14 protein-coding genes are annotated in these 19609 nt (G+C 32.9%); all 14 read right to left on the bottom strand.

Annotated features, from left to right (window positions below; all coding sequences use genetic code 11):
• Positions 1-250: 250 nt before the first annotated feature.
• Positions 251-2233, bottom strand: a complete 1983-nt coding sequence (locus tag ABNT22_RS12310; RefSeq protein ID WP_348718392.1) for a heavy metal translocating P-type ATPase — start codon at positions 2231-2233, stop codon at positions 251-253.
• Positions 2234-2285: 52 nt separating this feature from the next.
• The gene (locus ABNT22_RS12315; RefSeq protein ID WP_348718391.1) at positions 2286-3485 is read right to left on the bottom strand and encodes an efflux RND transporter periplasmic adaptor subunit; all 1200 of its coding nucleotides are present in this window, start codon (positions 3483-3485) and stop codon (positions 2286-2288) included.
• Positions 3482-7798, bottom strand: coding sequence for a CusA/CzcA family heavy metal efflux RND transporter (locus ABNT22_RS12320; protein WP_348718390.1), 4317 nt, complete (start codon positions 7796-7798; stop codon positions 3482-3484). The genes ABNT22_RS12315 and ABNT22_RS12320 overlap by 4 nt, the downstream gene beginning before the upstream one ends.
• 111 nt (positions 7799-7909) lie before the next feature.
• Positions 7910-8209, bottom strand: a complete 300-nt coding sequence (locus ABNT22_RS12325; RefSeq protein WP_299009075.1) for a hypothetical protein — start codon at positions 8207-8209, stop codon at positions 7910-7912.
• A gap of 230 nt (positions 8210-8439) precedes the next feature.
• Complete coding sequence (locus ABNT22_RS12330) at positions 8440-11070, bottom strand: heavy metal translocating P-type ATPase (protein ID WP_348718388.1); 2631 nt, start codon at positions 11068-11070, stop codon at positions 8440-8442.
• Positions 11071-11349: 279 nt separating this feature from the next.
• Positions 11350-13590 (bottom strand): multicopper oxidase domain-containing protein, encoded by a 2241-nt coding sequence (locus tag ABNT22_RS12335; RefSeq protein ID WP_348718386.1) that lies wholly within the window; start codon positions 13588-13590, stop codon positions 11350-11352.
• Between the two features lie 276 nt (positions 13591-13866).
• A complete protein-coding gene (locus tag ABNT22_RS12340) occupies positions 13867-14445 on the bottom strand; it encodes an AraC family transcriptional regulator (RefSeq protein WP_348718384.1) in 579 nt (192 codons plus the stop codon).
• Positions 14446-14519: 74 nt separating this feature from the next.
• Positions 14520-14963, bottom strand: a complete 444-nt coding sequence (locus tag ABNT22_RS12345; RefSeq protein ID WP_348718383.1) for a heavy-metal-associated domain-containing protein — start codon at positions 14961-14963, stop codon at positions 14520-14522.
• Positions 14964-14983: 20 nt separating this feature from the next.
• A complete protein-coding gene (locus ABNT22_RS12350; RefSeq protein ID WP_348718382.1) occupies positions 14984-16714 on the bottom strand; it encodes an efflux RND transporter periplasmic adaptor subunit in 1731 nt (576 codons plus the stop codon).
• A gap of 2 nt (positions 16715-16716) precedes the next feature.
• Positions 16717-17427, bottom strand: a complete 711-nt coding sequence (locus ABNT22_RS12355; RefSeq protein WP_348718381.1) for a PepSY domain-containing protein — start codon at positions 17425-17427, stop codon at positions 16717-16719.
• 3 nt (positions 17428-17430) lie between these two features.
• On the bottom strand, positions 17431-18027 hold the full coding sequence (locus tag ABNT22_RS12360; protein WP_348718380.1) for a DUF2911 domain-containing protein: 597 nt from the start codon (positions 18025-18027) through the stop codon (positions 17431-17433).
• Positions 18028-18033: 6 nt separating this feature from the next.
• The gene (locus ABNT22_RS12365) at positions 18034-18516 is read right to left on the bottom strand and encodes a nuclear transport factor 2 family protein (protein WP_348718379.1); all 483 of its coding nucleotides are present in this window, start codon (positions 18514-18516) and stop codon (positions 18034-18036) included.
• Positions 18517-18526: 10 nt separating this feature from the next.
• Positions 18527-18982: a heme-binding domain-containing protein gene (locus tag ABNT22_RS12370; protein ID WP_348718378.1), complete on the bottom strand. Its 456-nt coding sequence runs from the start codon at positions 18980-18982 to the stop codon at positions 18527-18529.
• Positions 18983-19579 (bottom strand): DUF3347 domain-containing protein, encoded by a 597-nt coding sequence (locus ABNT22_RS12375; RefSeq protein WP_348718377.1) that lies wholly within the window; start codon positions 19577-19579, stop codon positions 18983-18985.
• Positions 19580-19609 lie beyond the last annotated feature (30 nt).

The following is a 19609-nucleotide window of genomic DNA, read 5'->3' on the forward strand; positions in this document are numbered from 1 at the left end:
TTTAGATTAAACAATATTTGAGCAAGCACCAAACGAAAGTAAAATCTCAGCTCAAAAGGAAACGGAATAAACAAGTAGAGGAATAAGCGATAGCTTTATGCCGTAGTCTTTTGATGGGAGTATTTTACGAGTTTAAATTGCAGGAATATTGGATATAAATATATTATACAAATAAAAAAAGAGGCTATAATTAGCCTCTCTATACACTTTAAAACAAAACTTAATTACTTCATTTCAATTTTGTTTCAATTTATGTTTTAAAACGTAACAATCTTAAGGCATTAAATACAACTAATAAAGTTGAACCTTCATGCATTAGCATTGCGGGTCCAATTTTGGCAATACCAGAAATAGTTAAAGGGATTAAGATGGCTACAATACCTAAACTCATCCATAAATTTTGCTTAATAATTGATTTTGACTGCCTACTTAATCCAATTACAAATGGTAAGTTTTCAATTTTATCAGACATTAAGGCAACATCTGCTGTTTCTAATGCTACATCACTACCCGCTGCACCCATAGCAATACCAACTGTACTATTAGCCATTGCTGGTGCATCATTTACACCATCACCAACCATAGCTATCTTACTATCGCGCTGTTTTAAATTTTTAATTGCAGTTACTTTATCCTCTGGTAATAAATTTCCTTTGGCTTCCGTTAAACCTATTTGTTTGGCAATACTTTCACCTACATTTTGATGATCGCCAGTTAGCATTATCATCTTTTTAATCCCGATTTCTTTTAATTTTTGAAGTGTACTTTTCGCATGCTCTCTTGGTACATCCATTACACTTAGTAACCCGATAAGTTTATTATTAAACGCTACCAACATTGCAGTATGTCCATTTTTTAATAAATCGCTCATTTGCATTTTAACATCCGAAGAAACAACAATATTTTTATCTATCATTAGTTTTTCATTACCAATAAATACTTCACCATTATCATAGTTGGCAGAAATTCCTTTTCCCTGAATAGCTTTAATATTAGTCGCTTTATTCGCAATAGTTAAACTGTACTGTTCTTTAATGTCTTTAGAAATAGCTTTCGCTAATGGATGATTACTTAAACTTTCAACTTCTAAAACTAATTTTAAGAATTCGTCTTGATCAAAACCTTTTAATGCAATAGCATTAGTTAGTTTTGGCTTCCCTTCAGTTAATGTTCCTGTTTTATCGAAAGCAATTGTAGTTAAACTACCTAGATCTTCTAATGCACGTCCGCCTTTAATCAATACTCCTTTTTGTGCAGCTCTCGCCACACCACTTAATACTGCACTTGGTGTAGAAATTGCCAAAGCACAAGGGCTTGCAGCTACTAAAACAGCAATAGCTCTGTAAAGGCTTTCTTTTGGTGTTTCATCTATTACCAAATATGCAAAACATAGCGCAACTACCAAAACAATAACCGCAGGCACAAACCATTTTTCAAACTTCTTGGTTAATAGTTGTGTTGGTGATTTTTGATCTTCGGCTTCACTTACCATTTTCACCAAGCGTGCAATCGTACTATCTTTACTCAAACGCAATACCTGTATTTCCAAAGCATTATCACCATTAATTGTGCCTGTAAATACTTTATTCTCAATATTAATATTTTCAAAACTTGGAATACTATCAATATTCGAAATTGCTTTTTTATCGACTGGCATACTTTCTCCAGTAATAGATGCTTGATTAATACTTGAATTTCCTTTTACAATGACACCATCTGCTGCTATTTTGGTATTAGGTTTTACTACAATTATATCATTAAGTTGTAGCTCTTCTATAGCTACTTCAACAATTGTATTATTACGCTTTACCAATGCTTTTTTTGGCGATAATTCACCTAATGCTTGAATAGATTTTTTAGCGCGCCCCATTGCATACTCCTCAAGAGCGTGCCCAATACTAAATAAAAATAGTAGCATTGCACCTTCTTCCCATTTTCCAAGATAGGCGGCACCAGCTGCGGCTACTAGCATTAAAAAGTCTATTTCAAATTGTCCTTTGCCTATTTTTTCGATGGCTTCTTTAGTTGTAAAAAATCCACCAAGAAAAAAGGAAATAATAAAACTTATCAGTGCATAGTTGGCTGGTAAGTTGGTTAATTTTTCTATAATTAATCCAGCGAAAAAGAAAACTCCACTTCCAATGGCAAAATAAAGCTCTGTATTTTTACCTAAAAATCCACCGTGATTTTCGTGATTGTGTCCGTCGTTTTTAGTATGTTTTTGTTGTGACATTTTTTTAATAAATATTAATGATCATCTTATATAAATGGTATCGACTATTCTGCTAATGCGCATGTCCTTCCATTCCTCCAGCTTTTTTAAGTAATTCACCTTTTAAAAAATGTGCCCCGCTGGTTACTATATTAATGTTAAAGTTATTTTCTTGAATAGTTTTTAATTCTGTAAACCCATTATCGGTACTTCCAATCGTGACTTCTAATGGAATAAATTCCTCATTACTTTCAGCCATGAATATAAACTTTTCACCTTCAATATCTACAATTGCTTCTTCTGGTACTGTGGTCTTATTTTCTCCACCTAACAAAATTTCAGCATTTATAAATGTACCCGCTCTTAGTAATTGTTGTTCATCTTCGAAATGCCCATGAACATTAACAGTTTTTGTTTGGTCATTAACTTTTTGACTAATCAATTTAATATAACCGTTATATTCTCTATCTATACCATTAGGTTTAAATACAAACTCATCTTTAATCTTTAATCTTGATATATCAGAACCAAATACATTTAGTTCAGCATGTTTATGATCGTTATCTATAATCTCCATCATTTCCGAATTTGCTTCTAAAAACTTTCCTTTATTTAGGTTGTTCTCTACAACGTAACCAGAAATTGGTGCTTTTACATAAACATATTGTTGTATACCACTATTTCTAACAATAGTTGGTGAAATTCCTGCCATTTTCAGTTGTGATGCATAACTGTCTACTAAACTTTTTGCAGATAGGTACACACTTTGAGCCATTTGGAACGACTTTTTTGAAGCAATGTCTTTTTCAAATAACATCTTCTTTCTATCATATTCGGACTTTGCTAAAGAATGTTTGTTTATTGCTTCTAAGTAATTGTATTGTAAATCGGTAAAATTAGGGTGCTGTAAAATTGCTACTGTTTGTCCTTTATGAACTTTATCTCCTGGCAACAAATCTGTTTTAAAAACAAAGGCCTCTAATGGAGCATATACAGTTGCTTTACTTTGTGGAGGCACTTCAATACTCCCAGTAACTTCAATGCGCTCACGAATATTTCGTTCACGAATACTATCGGTTTGTATGTTTGCCGATTTTATTTGAGTGGCGTTTAAGTGAATTTCATTTTCTGAATGTTCTTCCGAATCACCTTTATCCTCTTCAGACTTTACAATTCTGGATTGTTCTTTTTCATGATCGTGATCATCTTCATGTTTTGATTTACAGCTTATTACAGCTGCAATTACCATAAATAATATTATTATTCTTTTCATTTGTTTAATATTTTGTTGTAGAATTCATATTCTATAACTGTTTTATTATAGGTGTTTACTAATTGTAAATAGTTTTGCATTACTTGAAAATAAGCATTAAAGCTCTGATTGTATTGATAAGCATCTATTTCGCCCGCTTTATAAGCCGTTTCTAATTTTATAATGAACTTTTGGGCCTGTTCGGTTGTGCTTTTGATGCTTTCTAATTCTGATTGTAACTGTACAACCTGCAATTGCAAACTGCTACTATTATTTTTTAAGGCTACTTTTTTCGCTTCATTTTCAAAAGCAATCTCTTCTCTTATGATTTTTTGCTTTTTGATTTTTGCTTTATTAACTCCAAACGGTAAAGGAATATTTAAGCCTACTCTAAAACCTGTATATGCGTTAGCATTTCCTTCTTTCCTATTAATAATCCCAGCAGTAACTTCTGGAAAATATATGGATTTAGCTACTGCAACTTTTTTATCTGCCACTTCATTACTTTTATTAATAGCATCTAAAAACATTGTCGAATTGCTTTCTATAGTTGGTAATGGTAATGGTTTTGGAAATTCTTTTTCTGGCACAATTTTGTTATCTAATTGCAATAAGAATTTTAACTGATTTTCTATATTAATAAACTGCTTATATACATTACTTTTTTGTGACTGTACACCCAAGGATTGTAGAATAGTAACATCATTTTCTAATCCACCTATTTCTCCTGATTCATGTAGCTTATTTGAGATGCTTTTTATAGCATTTACATTTTTTTGCTGTTCTTCCATCAAGGATTTTAAGGCATATAAATAATGCCATTGCTGGTATAAATATCGAACATTTAAAACAGCTTGTCTTTGGGATATATCTGCATTTAGCTTTGCAAACTCTGTTTGTGTTTTAGCTAGTTTTTGTCTATTAATATGTGATAAAATAGAACCAAAATTTTGATTTATACTCCATTCTTTTTCATCTGCATTGGGTGCAATTCCCACAGTTTGATAGTTAACTGATAAGGGTTCTAATACTATCGCTCCGCCAATGTTAGTCTTCTGCTTTTCAATATTTAATGTGGCCTTTTTTAATGTAACTGACTTCGCTAATGCTAATTCGATAGCCTCTTTTTCAGTTAAAACATTGGTAGATTGTTGCGCACTGGCAAATGAAATACCTAAGAAAAATAGAGCTACAGTTATTGTATTTTTATTCGGTTTTTTAATCGATTTAGTTTCAAAAAACATATATAAAATTGGCAAAATCAACAAGGTTAATAAAGTAGCTGAAACTAAACCGCCAATAACTACAGTAGCTAATGGTTTTTGTACTTCCGCTCCTGCTGATGTGGCTAAAGCCATTGGTAAGAAACCAACAGATGCTACCAAAGCAGTCATTATAACAGGGCGTAAACGTACTGATGTTCCTTTTTTAATCACATCGACAACGTTAGTCATTCCGTCTTTTTTGAGGCGATTAAATTCAGCAATAAGTACAATACCATTTAAAACAGCAACACCAAATAGCGCAATAAACCCTATTCCTGCCGAGATACTAAAAGGCATATCTCTCAACCATAATGCAAATATTCCGCCAATGGCCGACATAGGAATTGCCATAAAAATAAGTAAGCTCTGTTTTACCGACTTAAACGTAATATACAGTAACATAAAAATAAGTAATAAGGCCACAGGTACGGCAATTCCTAATCTTGTACGTGCTTCTTCTAAATTTTTAAACGTACCTCCATAGGTTACATAGTAGCCTGCATCAAATTGAACTTTCTCTTCAATGTTCTTTTTTACTTCAGAAACTATACTAGCCACATCACGTCCACGTACATTAAACCCGACAGTTAATCGACGTTTGGCATCGTCTCTTTGAATTTGATTCGGGCCTGTTTTAAAACTTATCTCTGCAACACTTGCTAATGGAATTTGCATGCCATTAGGCATTGTAACATAGAGTTTTTTAATATCCTCTATACTATTGCGACTAGATTTTTGTAATCTTACAACTAAATCGTATCGCTTTTCACCTTCATATACTGTTCCTGCATTTTGTCCTGCAAAAGCTGCATTAATAGCAGTATTTACATCTTGAATAGCTAATCCGTAACGTGCTAGCTGTTCTCTTTTATAGTCAATTACGATTTGTTGTAATCCACCAACCTTTTCAACATATAAATCTTCAGCACCTTGAACAGTTGGAATTATTTTCGCAATCTTATTTCCATAAGAAATTAATTTGTCTAGATCTTCTCCATAAACTTTTAATACAACATCTTGTCGTGCACCAGTCATCAATTCGTTAAAACGCATTTGTATGGGTTGTTGAAAACCAAAGGTTACTCCCACCATATTTTCTTCAAGTTTTTCCTGCATTTTTTGAGCCAATTCTTCTTTGGAATTTGCTTTAGTCCAATGGTCTGGTTCAGAAAGGATAATCATTATATCTGCCGCTTCAATAGGCATTGGATCAGTTGGTATTTCAGAAGAACCTATTTTTCCCACAACTTCTATAACTTCATCTGGAAACTCTCGTAATAAAATTTGTTCTGCCTTTTCAGATGATTTAATAGTATGAGATACACTACTTCCTGTACTTACCATCATTTGTGCAGCAAAATCTCCTTCATCTAGTGTAGGTATAAATTCTGAGCCCATTTTAGTAAACGTAAAAATGCTAAACGAAAAGATTAAAAGTGTAGCAATAATTACTTTGGTAGCATTAGTAAGTACAAAATTTAATATTGGTTCGTAAACCTTTTGAATTGATTCGATAATTTTATCTGAAAAGTTCTTTTTATCAACTAACTTCTTCTTTAAAAAAAGTGCACTAATCATTGGCACGTATGTTAGTGATAAAATAAATGCTCCAAGTATAGCAAAGCTAACGGTCATTGCCATTGGTTTGAACATTTTTCCTTCGATACCTACTAAAGCTAAAATTGGCAAGTACACTATTAAGATTATAATTTCTCCAAATGCCGCACTCGTTCTAATTTTTGAGGCTGATTGATACACTTCATCGTCCATTTGAGATTGAGAGAGTAATGTACCTGATTTTCGCAATCCCAGATGATGTAAAGTAGCTTCAACAATGATAACAGATCCGTCAACTATAATCCCAAAATCAATTGCACCTAAACTCATTAGATTTCCTGATACACCGAATAAATTCATTAAGCTTATTGCGAACAACATGGATAAAGGAATAACCGAGGCAACTATTAAACTGGCTCTTAAATTTCCAAGAAGTAAAACCAAGATGAAAATTACAATTAGAGCTCCTTCAATTAAGTTTGTTGAAACTGTTTTAATAGCTTTATTTACTAATTTTGTTCTATCTAAAAATGGGCGAATTTCAACACCTTCAGGAAGACTTTTTTCAATTTGAGAAATACGCTCTTTTACGTTTTTTATTACTTTAGATGAGTTAGCTCCTTTTAACATCATTACAATAGCACCAACAACTTCACCCTCACCATTTCTAGTCATAGCACCATAACGAATGGCGTTACCAAATTGTACTTTTCCTATGTCTCTAATTAAAACAGGGGTGCCGTTTTGAGTATTCGTTACAACAATATTTTTAATATCGTCTAACGTTTTTATCAAACCTTCACTACGTATAAAATAGGCCTTTGGGTTTTTGTCAATATATGCTCCTCCTGTATTTTGATTGTTTTTTGACAAGGCACTAAACACGTCACTTATACTTATATTTAAGGCAGATAGACGCTCTGGTATTAGTGCAACTTCGTATTGCTTAAGATATCCTCCAAAACTACTTACATCTGCAACACCTTCTAACCCCAATAATTGACGACGGACAATCCAATCTTGAATAGAGCGTAACTCCATAGCATCGTATTGTTTCTCATAACCTTTTTTAGCATATAAAGTATATTGATAAATTTCACCCAATCCTGTTGTTACAGGCATCATTTCTGGTGTACCAATACCAGATGGAATTTGGTTTTTTGCTTCTATGAGACGTTCACTGATTTGTTGACGTGCCCAATAAATATCAATGTTATCCTTAAAGACGACAGTTACCACACTCAACCCAAAGCGCGAAAATGAACGTATTTCTTCTACATCTGGTATATTAGACATAGTCATTTCAACTGGAAATGTAACCAAACGCTCAATATCTTGAGCTGATTGAGAAGGGGCTGAAGTTATAATTTGTACCTGATTATTGGTAATGTCTGGTAAAGCATCTATTGGTAATTGTTTTGCAGAATAGATTCCCCAGCCTATTAAAGCAAATACCAATGTTCCAATAATCAATTTATTTTTAATCGAAAATTTTATAATATTATCCAACATAATGATGAATTTTGTTACTATTTATATTAATTAGTAGACATCTTTTCTAATGAAAAGATGCATTAAAATGAGTTTCTGAAATAAATTCAGAATAACTTAATACTAGTAACTCTAAACCCGAGGTGGTTGGAAAATACCGTCTAAATAAGAAGAATTGTAAATTGATTGATAAAAACTTATTAAAGTTTTTTCAGAAGAAGCAACAACTATTTGAAGTTGGTTTAATGGAAAAGAAATAGCCAAAATTGAAGAGAATTCTATGGAACAATGATGGTGGTGCTCCTTATTCTTATCTTCATCATTATCATTTTGATGATGCTCTTCTTCATGTTCATGATCAACATCAATATGTTGCTCGATATCATCTTCATATATAATAACATCATTATGCGCCAATAGCGGTGGCGACATCAATAAAAATGTTAATATATAGATTATTAGATGCTTCATAAACTTAGGCAAAGATACAAAGTTTACAATTTAGTTATGTTATTAACTGTTAAGGTTTCTTTAAATTATTAAGGTTGATTTTCATTTAGTTTGCAATAATGGAAAACTACCACGTTCAAAGTACTGCAAAATTCAATAACGATTATGATTGGGCGCACATAGTTGGTTAAAAGTCTTTCTGTTCTACAAAATTAAATTTTTACATTTCGCAATCGCAACGCATTCCCGATTACAGACACAGAGCTAAAACTCATAGCTAGTGCGGCAATCATAGGTGATAATAATATGCCGAAGATTGGAAATAAAACTCCTGCAGCAACGGGAACACCTAAAACATTATAGATAAATGCAAAAAATAGATTTTGCTTAATGTTTTGCACAACTTTATGACTTAGGTTTTTAGCTTTTACAATACCTTGTAAATCACCTTTTACCAAGGTAATAGAAGCACTTTCTATAGCAACATCTGTTCCTGTTCCCATAGCGATTCCAACATCCGATTGTGCTAATGCAGGTGCATCATTAATTCCATCACCAGCCATTGCTACAATTTTACCTTGCGCTTGTAATAACTCAATTTCTTTAAGTTTATCCTCTGGTAAGCATTCTGCTTTAAAATGTTTTAACTGTAATTTTTCCGCAACTGCTTGAGCAGTATTTTTATTATCACCTGTAAGCATTATCACTTCAATACCTTTTGCTTGTAAAGTTTTAATAGCTTCCTCACTTGTTTTCTTAATGGCATCAAAAATAGTAACATAACCAACGGCTTCTTTACCGATAGCAATGTATGAAACCGTTTTACCTTGTTGTTGTTCTGCTTTAGCTTGTTCTAACAAGTTATTAGAAAGCTCAATATTAAACTGATGTAACAATTTATCATTACCTAAAGACACTTGATGTCCGTCTATAGTTCCAATAACTCCTTTACCTTTTACAGCTTCAAAATCTGGAACATCAACATCCTTTATGTTTTTTTCTTTGGCAAATTTAACCACAGCTTCTGCCAACGGATGTTCACTATATTGATTCAATGATGCTATCTTTTGAGTTAAATCAGTTTCAGAGATTTTTTCTGAAATTGATATAACTTTTTCTACAGACGGTTTCCCTTCAGTAATGGTTCCCGTTTTATCTACAATTAAGGTATCAACCTTCTCCATTTTTTCAAGAGCTTCAGCGTTTTTAATCAAAACACCTGATTGTGCTCCACGTCCAATACCAACCATTACAGACATCGGTGTGGCTAATCCTAAGGCACAAGGACACGCAATAATCAACACAGCTATGGCATTTACAAAGGCAAATACATAAGCTGGTTCAGGTCCAAAAATAGCCCAAACAATAAATGTAAGTACAGCAACCACCAATACGATAGGTACAAAATATTTTGAGATTTTATCTGCTAACTTTTGCATTGGTGCTTTTGAACGACTCGCATTATTTACCATTGTGATAATTTGAGATAGCAAAGTTTCAGAACCTACTTTTTGGGCTTCCATCACAAAAGATTTTGTACCATTAATAGTTCCTGAACTTACTTTATCACCTTGCTTTTTATCTACAGGAATTGGTTCACCAGTAATCATAGATTCATCAATACTACTTACCCCTTCGTTAATTACTCCATCAACAGGAATCTTATCTCCTGGTTTTACACGTAATAAATCGCCTTGTTGAATTTTATCAATAGCAATAATTTTTTCTTCACCGTTTACCAATAGAGTGGCTGTTGAAGGCACTAACTTTAGTAACTCTTTAATAGCTCCACTAGTTTGACTATGTGCTCTTGCTTCCAGTAATTGCCCTAATAACACTAAGGTCAATATAACTGTAGTAGCTTCAAAATATACAAATACATTACCGTGAGGTGTTTTAAATTGCGCTGGAAAAATATCAGGAAATAGCATAGCAAATACACTAAATACCCACGCAATACCTGCGCCAATACCAATTAAGGTAAACATATTTAGGTTACGTGTTTTTATAGACTTCCATGCTTTTTCAAAGAACATCCAAGTTGCATAAAAAACAACAGGAATGGATAATACTAACTGAACCCAGTTCCACATTTTTTGATCTAAAATGTTATATAACGGATTGTTAGATACCATTTCTGACATGGCAATAATGAAAATAGGAATGGTAAAAGCTACCGCTACTTTAAACTTTTTAAGTAGTTTTTGATAAATAGCATCTTCTTCATTATCACTGTGTTCCATTGGTACTAAATCCATACCACAAATTGGACATGAACCAAATTCGTCTTTAACAATTTCCGGATGCATTGGACAGGTAAACTGTACACTTTTAGGCATCAGCTCTGGAATTTTTTCCAAATTCATTCCACAAACAGGACAATCACCAGGTTTATCATACACTTTAGAACCTTCACAGTGCATAGGGCAATGATATTTTCCAGCAGCTTCTGGACCTAATGTTGGTGTAGGGTGATTGTGTTCATTACCATGTTGATGATACTTACTTGTGCTGTGTCCAGTACTACAACATGAAGCGGTTTTTTCTTCTGTTTTATTTTGATGTGACTCAGTAGCTTTAGCATTTCCACCACAACAAGAGTCTCCTTTGTTTTCTCCTTCTTTTTTAGGAGTATGATGTGTCATTTCAATAGTATAGTTCCCTGCTTCAGCTAATACTTCTTGCATAGTTTCTGTAGTAACATGTTGCTCCATTTCTATGGTAGCGCTATCTGGTAAACTTACTTGTGCATTTATAATGCCTTCAATACTATTTAAGGTTTTTTCAACTTTAGTTCTACAACCATTACAGGTCATTCCTGTTATTTTATAAGTATGCTTCATTACATTTTCATTTTTTCTTGGTTCATTTTTAATACATTCAAATGCAATAAATGCAAATGACGTCCAACCCCGAATAGTAAAATTCCGAGCCCTAAAAATCGTGTTGGCATCCCCATTTGTTTAATAAATTGTATTGGGTTTGTTGATAGATTATTGAGAAAGTCCAATGTGAACGCAATACAAATGATAATTAACCCCAAAGCAATGATTCTATAACAGCTTTTTAGGTCTTTTAATTTGATGTTGATTTTATCTATATTTTCCATAATTCTTTTTTATTTAAAACCTAACTGTCAATCCGCCACCAGCTCCAAAACGATTGTCATAACTTGCTGATAATGAAAAATACTGTCCTAAAATATACTCTGCACCAACGCTCCAAATATATTCACGTTCCCAGTTTGTATCTGCTGGTAAGTCATTTTTCCAACCAAAATCGGCTTGCATTTGCCACATTCCTTGTAACTCTACGCGATTAAATATTGGAATTGCAGTTGAAAACTGAATTTGAGGACGTAGCTGTGTGTCGATACCTAAATCGCTATCAATAAAGAAAGGTAATAACCAACGTACACCAGCTCGTCCAACAGTTGTGATTTCATCTAAAGAATCTTCAACTTCGTTTTCGGCTTCTATTCCGATGTATGCTCTAAAAAATGTTCCGAGATAGCGTTCATAATCGGCACCAATTTCTACATTTTTATTCCAACCGTATTGTGCATCGACATTAAATTGGTTGTAGGTGTTAGTTGCTACTAATTCTAATGAAGCCATATGACTTGCCACAGTAGTTTCTCCCCAAGTATAGATTTTTTGATCTGCTTTGGTAAGTTGTTTTAATGGATAGTTTGCCATTCGAGGATCGCGCGGATCACCATAACTAAAAATACGTGCCATACCAGCTTTGGCGTGATACAAGATATGACAATGGAAAAACCAATCTCCAGTTTCATTAGCATCAAATTCGATAGTAACGCTTCCCATTGGCGGTACATTTACTGTGTGCTTTAATGGTGAATATTCACCATTGGCATTGACAACCCTAAAAAAATGTCCATGTAAATGCATTGGATGATGCATCATTGTTTTGTTATTAAGGGTAATACGTGCTTTTTCACCTCGTTTTATTTTTATTTTATCAACTTCGGAAAGGACTTTGCCATTTAAACTCCACACATAACGCAACATATTTCCAGTAAGATTAAGTGTGATTTCATTGGTCGGCAACTCGGAATGAATGGTTGTTTTTACAGGTGATTTTAAATAATCATACGAAAACTCCTTGTTCATCTGCATATTCATTCCTTTCATTTTTGTGGAATCTGATTTCATCATATCCATTTTATGATGTTGATGCTTGTCATTCATCTTCATTTTTGGCATCGAATCTTTTTTATGCATAAGCATTTCTTCCATTTCCATCTCTTTTTTCATAGACATTTTTTCATCCATTTTCATAGAACCTCCCATCTTCATATTACCCATTTGTTTAAGCATCTTTATGTAATCTACAGGGGGTAATACCTTAGCCTTTTCTATAGTACCGCTTCCTAATATTGCAGATGTGAATCCAGAACCATCTTGAGCAGTAGCTCTTACTTCTACGGCACCACTTTCGGGAATTGTTACGATATAATCATACGTTTCTGCAATGGCGTGTAATACCTTGTCTCTATGAACAGGAACTACATCTACACCATCACTGGCAATAAGCATTTGTTTTCCGCCAATGGTAATCCAAAAATAGGTAGCAGCCGAAGAGTTAACCATTCTAATACGTACTTTATCACCCGCTTTGAATTGTGGATAAGTAGGTGCTGGTTTTCCATTAATAAGAAAAGCATCAAAAGCCACATCGGAAATATCTACTCCTGGCATTCGCTTGCTCCATAACTTTAATTGAGCGCCAAGCGCATTGTTAGCAATGGCATTGGCTAAAGAAACATTAGTCTTACGTTTAATAGCATACCACTCATTATTTCGTTTTAGGTTTTTAAGTACGCTATATGGCTTTTCGTCTGTCCAGTCAGACAATACCAAGGTCAGGTCATAATCGTAATCGAGTTTTTGTTTTTTTGGCTTTATCATAATAGCACCATATACTCCTCGCTGTTCTTGTAAACCTGTATGTGAATGATACCAATACGTTCCTGAATGTGTAAGTGGAAATTCGAATTTGTGGGTTTTCCCTGGAAGAATAGGTGGCGAATTGAGATAGGGCACACCATCTTGAAAATTAGGTAAAATCAATCCGTGCCAATGCACAGAGGTTTCGACCTTCATGTTGTTAGTAACGTAGATAACAGCGTTTTGCCCTTCGGTAAAAGTCAAGGTTGGTGCTGGAATGGAATTGTTTACTGCCATTGCTTCAACTTCTTTCCCTGTGAAGTTTACCATTTTTTCATCTATGGTAATGCGATAAGTAACCGTGTTTCCTGAAATTTCAGGTATTATTTTTTCTTGTGCTATTATATTAATTACAAAAAGAAATGCGATTAAATTTAAAACTACTGATTTCATATTTTGAATATTTTGTTTCACGAATTTCTTATAAAACAGAACCCTTATCGTGTATAATTATGGTTAATTTGTATCAATTGTACTTCGTTATATTTTTTTAAAGACTAAGGTTATTTTTATTATTTCGATTCTTTTTCTATTCGTTTCTTTATATAGTTTATAAGACTAAATAATATACGCAAAAGGAACTTGTATGAAAAAAAAACAACTAAACTTATTATTACCGTTTTCATAATAACATCTTCATTAAATCAATCTGAAAAAGAATGAAAACAGTTATAAACCATTGTCATTATTAAGTTTATCAAGTGTATTTCTTTTACCAAAAGCTTTAAATTGCGTAGGGGTTAGCCCTGTAACTTGTTTAAATTGTCTTGATAAATGTTGAGGACTGCTATAATTTAAATCGTAGGATATTTGCGATAGATTTAGCTCACCATATTTTAGCAACTCCTTAACCTTTTCTATTTTTAGATGAATAATATATTTTTCAATAGTTGTCCTTTCAGTTTCAGAAAACAGTTTGCTAAGATTAGTATAATCCATACCAATGGCATCTGTTAATATTGTAGAAATGTTTTGTGTTACTTTAGTATTACTATGATGAATTTGTTCTATAAGAATTGATTTTATTTTATTTATAAGTTGCCTATCCTTATTTTTTAAGAGCTCAAACCCTTCTTTTTTAAGTATTTGTTTTATTTGATGTAGAGTAGTTTCGTCTACTGTTTCTTTAAAATGAATACTCCCCAAATTAACCTCATCAAAATTTATCTGGTTTTTAGTTAACTCATCAGTAATAACTTTAATACAGCGAGGACACACCATATTTTTTATGTAAAGAATAGTATTCATTATTTTTGTTGTTTTAGATATCTAATTGATTGCTTCCGAAAATATATTTTAATGTTTTCGGAAGCTATGTTTTCTTAATGATCGTGATTAGAATGGTCATCAGAACTGTTCTCTCCAGATTGATTCATTTGCATACTATGATCATATTTGCAACATCCTGGTAAGCCGTTATATGCTTCTTCATTCCCTGCTACTTTTTCAGTATCATAACCAGATGCGGCAATAGCATTATGAATTGCCATGACGTTAGTCTTTGATTCATCAAAAGACACATCAATTTTCTTTTTGTTTCTATCCCAAACTGCACTAGTAACACCAGCTACTCCATTAGCAGCTTTTTCTATGGTGTTTTTACACATACCACAATTTCCTCTAACTCCAAAACTAGTATTGGTCATTGCAATAGTTTTAACGGCTTCTATTTTAGGCGAATCCTTAGTTTCTTTTTTTGCTTCGTTTTTACAGCTAGTAAATAGTACTGAAACTACTACTGCTACACTTAAAATTACTTTTTTCATTATCTTTATTTTATTAATTATTATTCTATTGTTTCTTTAACTTCTCCACACCTTAACATCGCATCTCCGAAATAGGGGTTTAATACTTTTTCCTCAAGACTTAACCAGTAAGCTCCTTTGTTGTTATTTGCCATAGGGCAGAATTGATGATATATTTTTTGATTAACACCAAATAATTGCACTGCCTTTGTAAGATGTGTCGATAAATGCTTAAAATGATCTCTTTGTTTTTTAATATCTGAAATACTTGAAATGGATTTCGCAGCAGATTTAATTTCTTTCTCCAACGGCATCCAATGACTGTGTGCGCTCTCGTCTTTCAACAATTTCATATCTACTTTGTTTAAACTAGATTGAAGTGTTGTTGCTGATATACTTGAAATATTAGCATCATCTTTTACCAAAGCATCTTTTAATTGAATATAATTCTCGAAAACACTTTTTAGTTGGTTTTGAAATTTGGCAGATACTTCTATTCTTTCAACAGCTTCATTCATACTATGTCCTGCGTGTTCGTCCATTGTATTTTGATTGTTCATCATCGATTTTTTACCTTGTAATTGTGCCGCGGCATCAATAGTAAATGTACCGTTGGTAACAATTTCATCTCCTTTTTTCAAGCCTTTTATCACTTCATAATTTTCTCCAATCTCATTGCCTAATTTTACTTCACGCATTTCAAATACAGGTTGGTCAGAACTTGTTTTCACATATACTACTGAACGTTCACCAGTCCATAAAACAGCGGAAGTAGGAACCGATAGTAATTCTTTCTTATCATGATTTATAACTTCAATTCTCCCTTCAACAAACATTCCTGGTTTAAAAGTATCTTTTGAATTTTTTAAAACAACTCTTAGACTTACCGTTCTGGTTTTGGTATTTAAAACAGGATCTATAAAATCTACTTTGGCTTTAAACTTCTTATTTGGATAAGCATTCGTCGTTATGGTAATTTCCTGTCCTTTATTGAATAAATCGATTTGATTTTCATATACATCAAAATTTGCCCAAACAGTATTTAAGTTAGCTATTTTAAGTAAAGGTTGTCCTTGTTTTATAGCAGCTCCTTCTTCAACCAACTTTTCTGAAACTGTACCTGAAACTGTTGCATATACTGGAAAATTCTCTTTTACCTTTCCTAAATTTTCAATTTGATTGATTTGCTTTTCTGAAAGTTTCCAGAGTTTTAATTTTCTACGTACAGCTTGGTATAACGCAGGTTGTGATTCTTTTAGAGACGCTGCGGTAATTAACTCTTGTTGTGCTGCAAATAATTCAGGAGAATAAATGGTAGCTAGCAACTGTCCTTTACGTACCTCTTCACCTACATAATTAACATTTAATCGTTCAATTCTTCCTGAAAAATAACTGACCTGCACAGCATTCGCTTCTTCATTTTCTACAATCTTTCCTGACAACTTTATGGTATTTCCTTCTGTCTCACTATCTCCTACAACAGAGGTTTGTACGTTTGCCAAAGCCATAGCATTTTTTGACAATTTAAATTCATCTGGACGTAATCCATCTGCTCCAGCTTCAGCAGGAATCAAATCCATACCACATATAGGGCAATCACCAGGTTCTGGTTGCATAATTTGCGGATGCATAGAACAAGTCCATTGCTGATTTGCAGCCGTAGTTTCATCATGATTATGAGTTGTTTTACCTTCAGATGAACCACCAAAAAGTAACCAGCCAAATAGCAAACCAGCTAATAATATTCCTAAATAGATTATGTATTTTTTCATCTTTATTTTTTTATTCGTTTTAATAATTTTCTAACTGATGGTGAAGATGTATACCACAATAAAAATCCACTTAATACGGTTATTAATCCTAAAAGTGAAAAGGCTCTTAATACGAGTGTATTGAAGTTGTCTCTACCTTCATAATCCATTGTGTGTGTCATCCATAAAAAATCGAACCATCTCCAACTTCGATGTCTTACGGTTTGAAACTTTCCATCCTTAACAGATACATATGCTTTTAGCGCTTCATCGGTATCATAAGAAATTACATAAGCAGGTAATAATCGCTCTCTATATTCGTGGTGTTTTCCTGTTTCTTTAATCTTTTCAATCGAAGCTACTTTTAAGCCACCTTTCATGTAGTTTTTAGCTATGTACAAAGCTTCTTCTTCAGAAATATTTTCTTTTAGACTACCATCCAAAGCATTGTATAATTGTTTCTTGTTTATCCAATAAAATGGAAGACCATTAATATCTCTTAAAGCAATGGTATTAATTCCTCCAGAAATTTTTAATTCAGAAGGGCTCACGAGATTATTAAATGTTTTAGGCTGATACTCTGAATTCTTGAATTGGTCACCGTGAATATCGTCTATATTTGTCCAACTAAAATAAAGCCCACTGATTGTCCAAAATAGAAACTGAACACCTATAAAAATACCCAAATAACGATGAGTTTTTCTAATTTTTTGTGCTGTGTGTCTGTTAACCATTTTTTATTCTTTTACCTTAAAATCAAAACTTACAGTTACTTTTTCCCAGGCTAGAGAAATACTACCTTCATCATTACTAATCTTGCTAACTTTGTACTCTAAATGTTCTTTTATGTTATCAGAAATAGCGGGTTTAACCTTAAAGCGTAGTATATCATCCTTCTCATCATAATCATCTTTTCCATGTTGGTTCCAATTAGAATTAAAAATGATTGTCCACTCATCTTTCGATGGGATTGTAAAAAAACCATATTTCCCTTTAGGTAGTTCTTGTCCTTGAATAATTAAACCCTTATTGGTTTCTATCCATGTTGCCATATGGGCTCCTGCTTGCCATACTTTATCATAGGCTAATAAACCTCCAAAAATTATTCTATCTCTTACACCAGGTGATGAATAATCGATATGAATATGGGCATCACCAATCATTGCCATAGTAGAAGTATGAGGACTTAATACTTTTTTTGAAGGCTTTGATGAAGTTTCTGTTTTTGGTTGCTCTAAAGTTTCTTTGGTTTTTTTAGTCTCTTTTGCTTCTTGTTTACAAGACACAAAAAGAAACGTGCATAATAATAGGATAAAAAGAATACGTAGTCTCATATGATTTTATTTTTTATTTCTTGAAGAAGAATGTGTTTTGATGATTTTCCATTTGCCATCCATTTTCTTTAGAATGGAAGTTGCTACACCTTTTTTCTTAATAGTTCGAGAATTGCCCTTATCATTTGGATTTAAGGCTATAGTATAGATGTATGTTTCTGTAGTAAATGCATAGGGTGCATCTACTTTCACATCAATTTCATAATCTGAAAAAGTAAAGCTTTTAAAATGCCCTAATTCTGGACCTAGATGATGCTTTATATAATGTGCATAAGAACCTTCTACACCGCCTGACTCAAACACTTCAGAATCTTCAGAAAACAACTCAAACGTACCTTTTGTTGTTAAGTTTTGTAAAGCGTTTTTGTATGACTTCATTACTTCGATAACCTCTTGTTTATCTGTCATATTCTTACTGTTCTGCGCATTAGTAAAATTGACACTTGTTAGCAGAATAGTTACTAGTGTAATTAATTTAAGTATTTTCATAATAATAGTTTTATTCTAATTTTTTTCTTAGTTCTTTCATATAATCAAGAACCAAGGTCTTTTCAGATTTTGATAATTCAGCTTCCTTATGAATCAAAGTGTAAGAATCTAGAGGCATTTTATCACTTTCAATCTGTTTAATAATAGACCTTAGTTTACTTACTTTTCTTCGATTTGAAAGAGAACCCCACTCATTAAAATTTAACTCTGCTTTTCCCTCTTCAACATGATCTTCTATAAACCACGCTATTGGTTGAATTTTATTGTACCAAGGATATTTTGTGTTGTTACTGTGACAATCATAGCATGAGACTTGTAATATTGTTCCAATTTCTTTTGGTGTATTATTTAATATTAAAAAGTCATTTTTGGGTACAATACTACTTTGGTTTAGTTTTGTGGGTACAAATTGTATACCCACAAAACATACCAACAGAATAAGTGCTATGATTTTTACAACTCTCATTTAGTTAATTTCTTTTTGCACCTTTCCGCAGGTTAACATTTTATTACCATAGTAAGGGTTTTTTACATTTTTTTCCATACTTAACCATGCACCACCTCCATCATACATAGGACAAAACTGCTGATATAAAGTATTCTCTGTTCCTGTTATGGCAACCATATCTATAATATCCTTACTCAATACTTTAAAGTGCTCACGTTGATGCCCAATTTCACTTCTGCTAATATGTTCAGCATGTTCGGTAGCATCAGCGATAATATCTTTTAATTCCTTCTGCTGTTCTGCACTATAGTTGTTCACTTTAAATGCTTTTAATGTGTTTTCTAATGTTTTACCAGCTTTGGCTGCCGCAGATTCATTTGTTGCTACTAAAGCATCTTTAAGAGCCATATAAGCAGTTAATACTTTTTGAGCATCAGTTGAGTTTTGAGCATCAGAAACTGTCTTATCAGTAGAAGCATTCATTTCATCATGATTCATCTCAGAATGTTCTGTATTAGTAGCAGTATTTTCTTTTATACCATTCTTACATGACATGGCTGTTAAACTTAAAGATGTCATTAATGTAATTGCTAAGATTAATTTTACTTTTTTCATTGTTGTTTGATTTAAAAATTATGTTTGTCT

It is taken from the genome of Tenacibaculum sp. 190130A14a, assembly GCF_964048965.1.
Classification (GTDB): domain Bacteria; phylum Bacteroidota; class Bacteroidia; order Flavobacteriales; family Flavobacteriaceae; genus Polaribacter; species Polaribacter polynesiense.

What these genes read in the sequence shown, in the direction of transcription:
- ABNT22_RS12310 (WP_348718392.1), bottom strand. Translation starts at nt 2,233, where the DNA reads ATGTCACAACAAAAACATACTAAAAACGACGGACACAATCACGAAAAT.
- ABNT22_RS12315 (WP_348718391.1), bottom strand. Translation starts at nt 3,485, where the DNA reads ATGAAAAGAATAATAATATTATTTATGGTAATTGCAGCTGTAATAAGC.
- ABNT22_RS12320 (WP_348718390.1), bottom strand. Translation starts at nt 7,798, where the DNA reads ATGTTGGATAATATTATAAAATTTTCGATTAAAAATAAATTGATTATT.
- ABNT22_RS12325 (WP_299009075.1), bottom strand. Translation starts at nt 8,209, where the DNA reads ATGTCGCCACCGCTATTGGCGCATAATGATGTTATTATATATGAAGAT.
- ABNT22_RS12330 (WP_348718388.1), bottom strand. Translation starts at nt 11,070, where the DNA reads ATGAAGCATACTTATAAAATAACAGGAATGACCTGTAATGGTTGTAGA.
- ABNT22_RS12335 (WP_348718386.1), bottom strand. Translation starts at nt 13,590, where the DNA reads ATGAAATCAGTAGTTTTAAATTTAATCGCATTTCTTTTTGTAATTAAT.
- ABNT22_RS12340 (WP_348718384.1), bottom strand. Translation starts at nt 14,445, where the DNA reads ATGAATACTATTCTTTACATAAAAAATATGGTGTGTCCTCGCTGTATT.
- ABNT22_RS12345 (WP_348718383.1), bottom strand. Translation starts at nt 14,963, where the DNA reads ATGAAAAAAGTAATTTTAAGTGTAGCAGTAGTAGTTTCAGTACTATTT.
- ABNT22_RS12350 (WP_348718382.1), bottom strand. Translation starts at nt 16,714, where the DNA reads ATGAAAAAATACATAATCTATTTAGGAATATTATTAGCTGGTTTGCTA.
- ABNT22_RS12355 (WP_348718381.1), bottom strand. Translation starts at nt 17,427, where the DNA reads ATGGTTAACAGACACACAGCACAAAAAATTAGAAAAACTCATCGTTAT.
- ABNT22_RS12360 (WP_348718380.1), bottom strand. Translation starts at nt 18,027, where the DNA reads ATGAGACTACGTATTCTTTTTATCCTATTATTATGCACGTTTCTTTTT.
- ABNT22_RS12365 (WP_348718379.1), bottom strand. Translation starts at nt 18,516, where the DNA reads ATGAAAATACTTAAATTAATTACACTAGTAACTATTCTGCTAACAAGT.
- ABNT22_RS12370 (WP_348718378.1), bottom strand. Translation starts at nt 18,982, where the DNA reads ATGAGAGTTGTAAAAATCATAGCACTTATTCTGTTGGTATGTTTTGTG.
- ABNT22_RS12375 (WP_348718377.1), bottom strand. Translation starts at nt 19,579, where the DNA reads ATGAAAAAAGTAAAATTAATCTTAGCAATTACATTAATGACATCTTTA.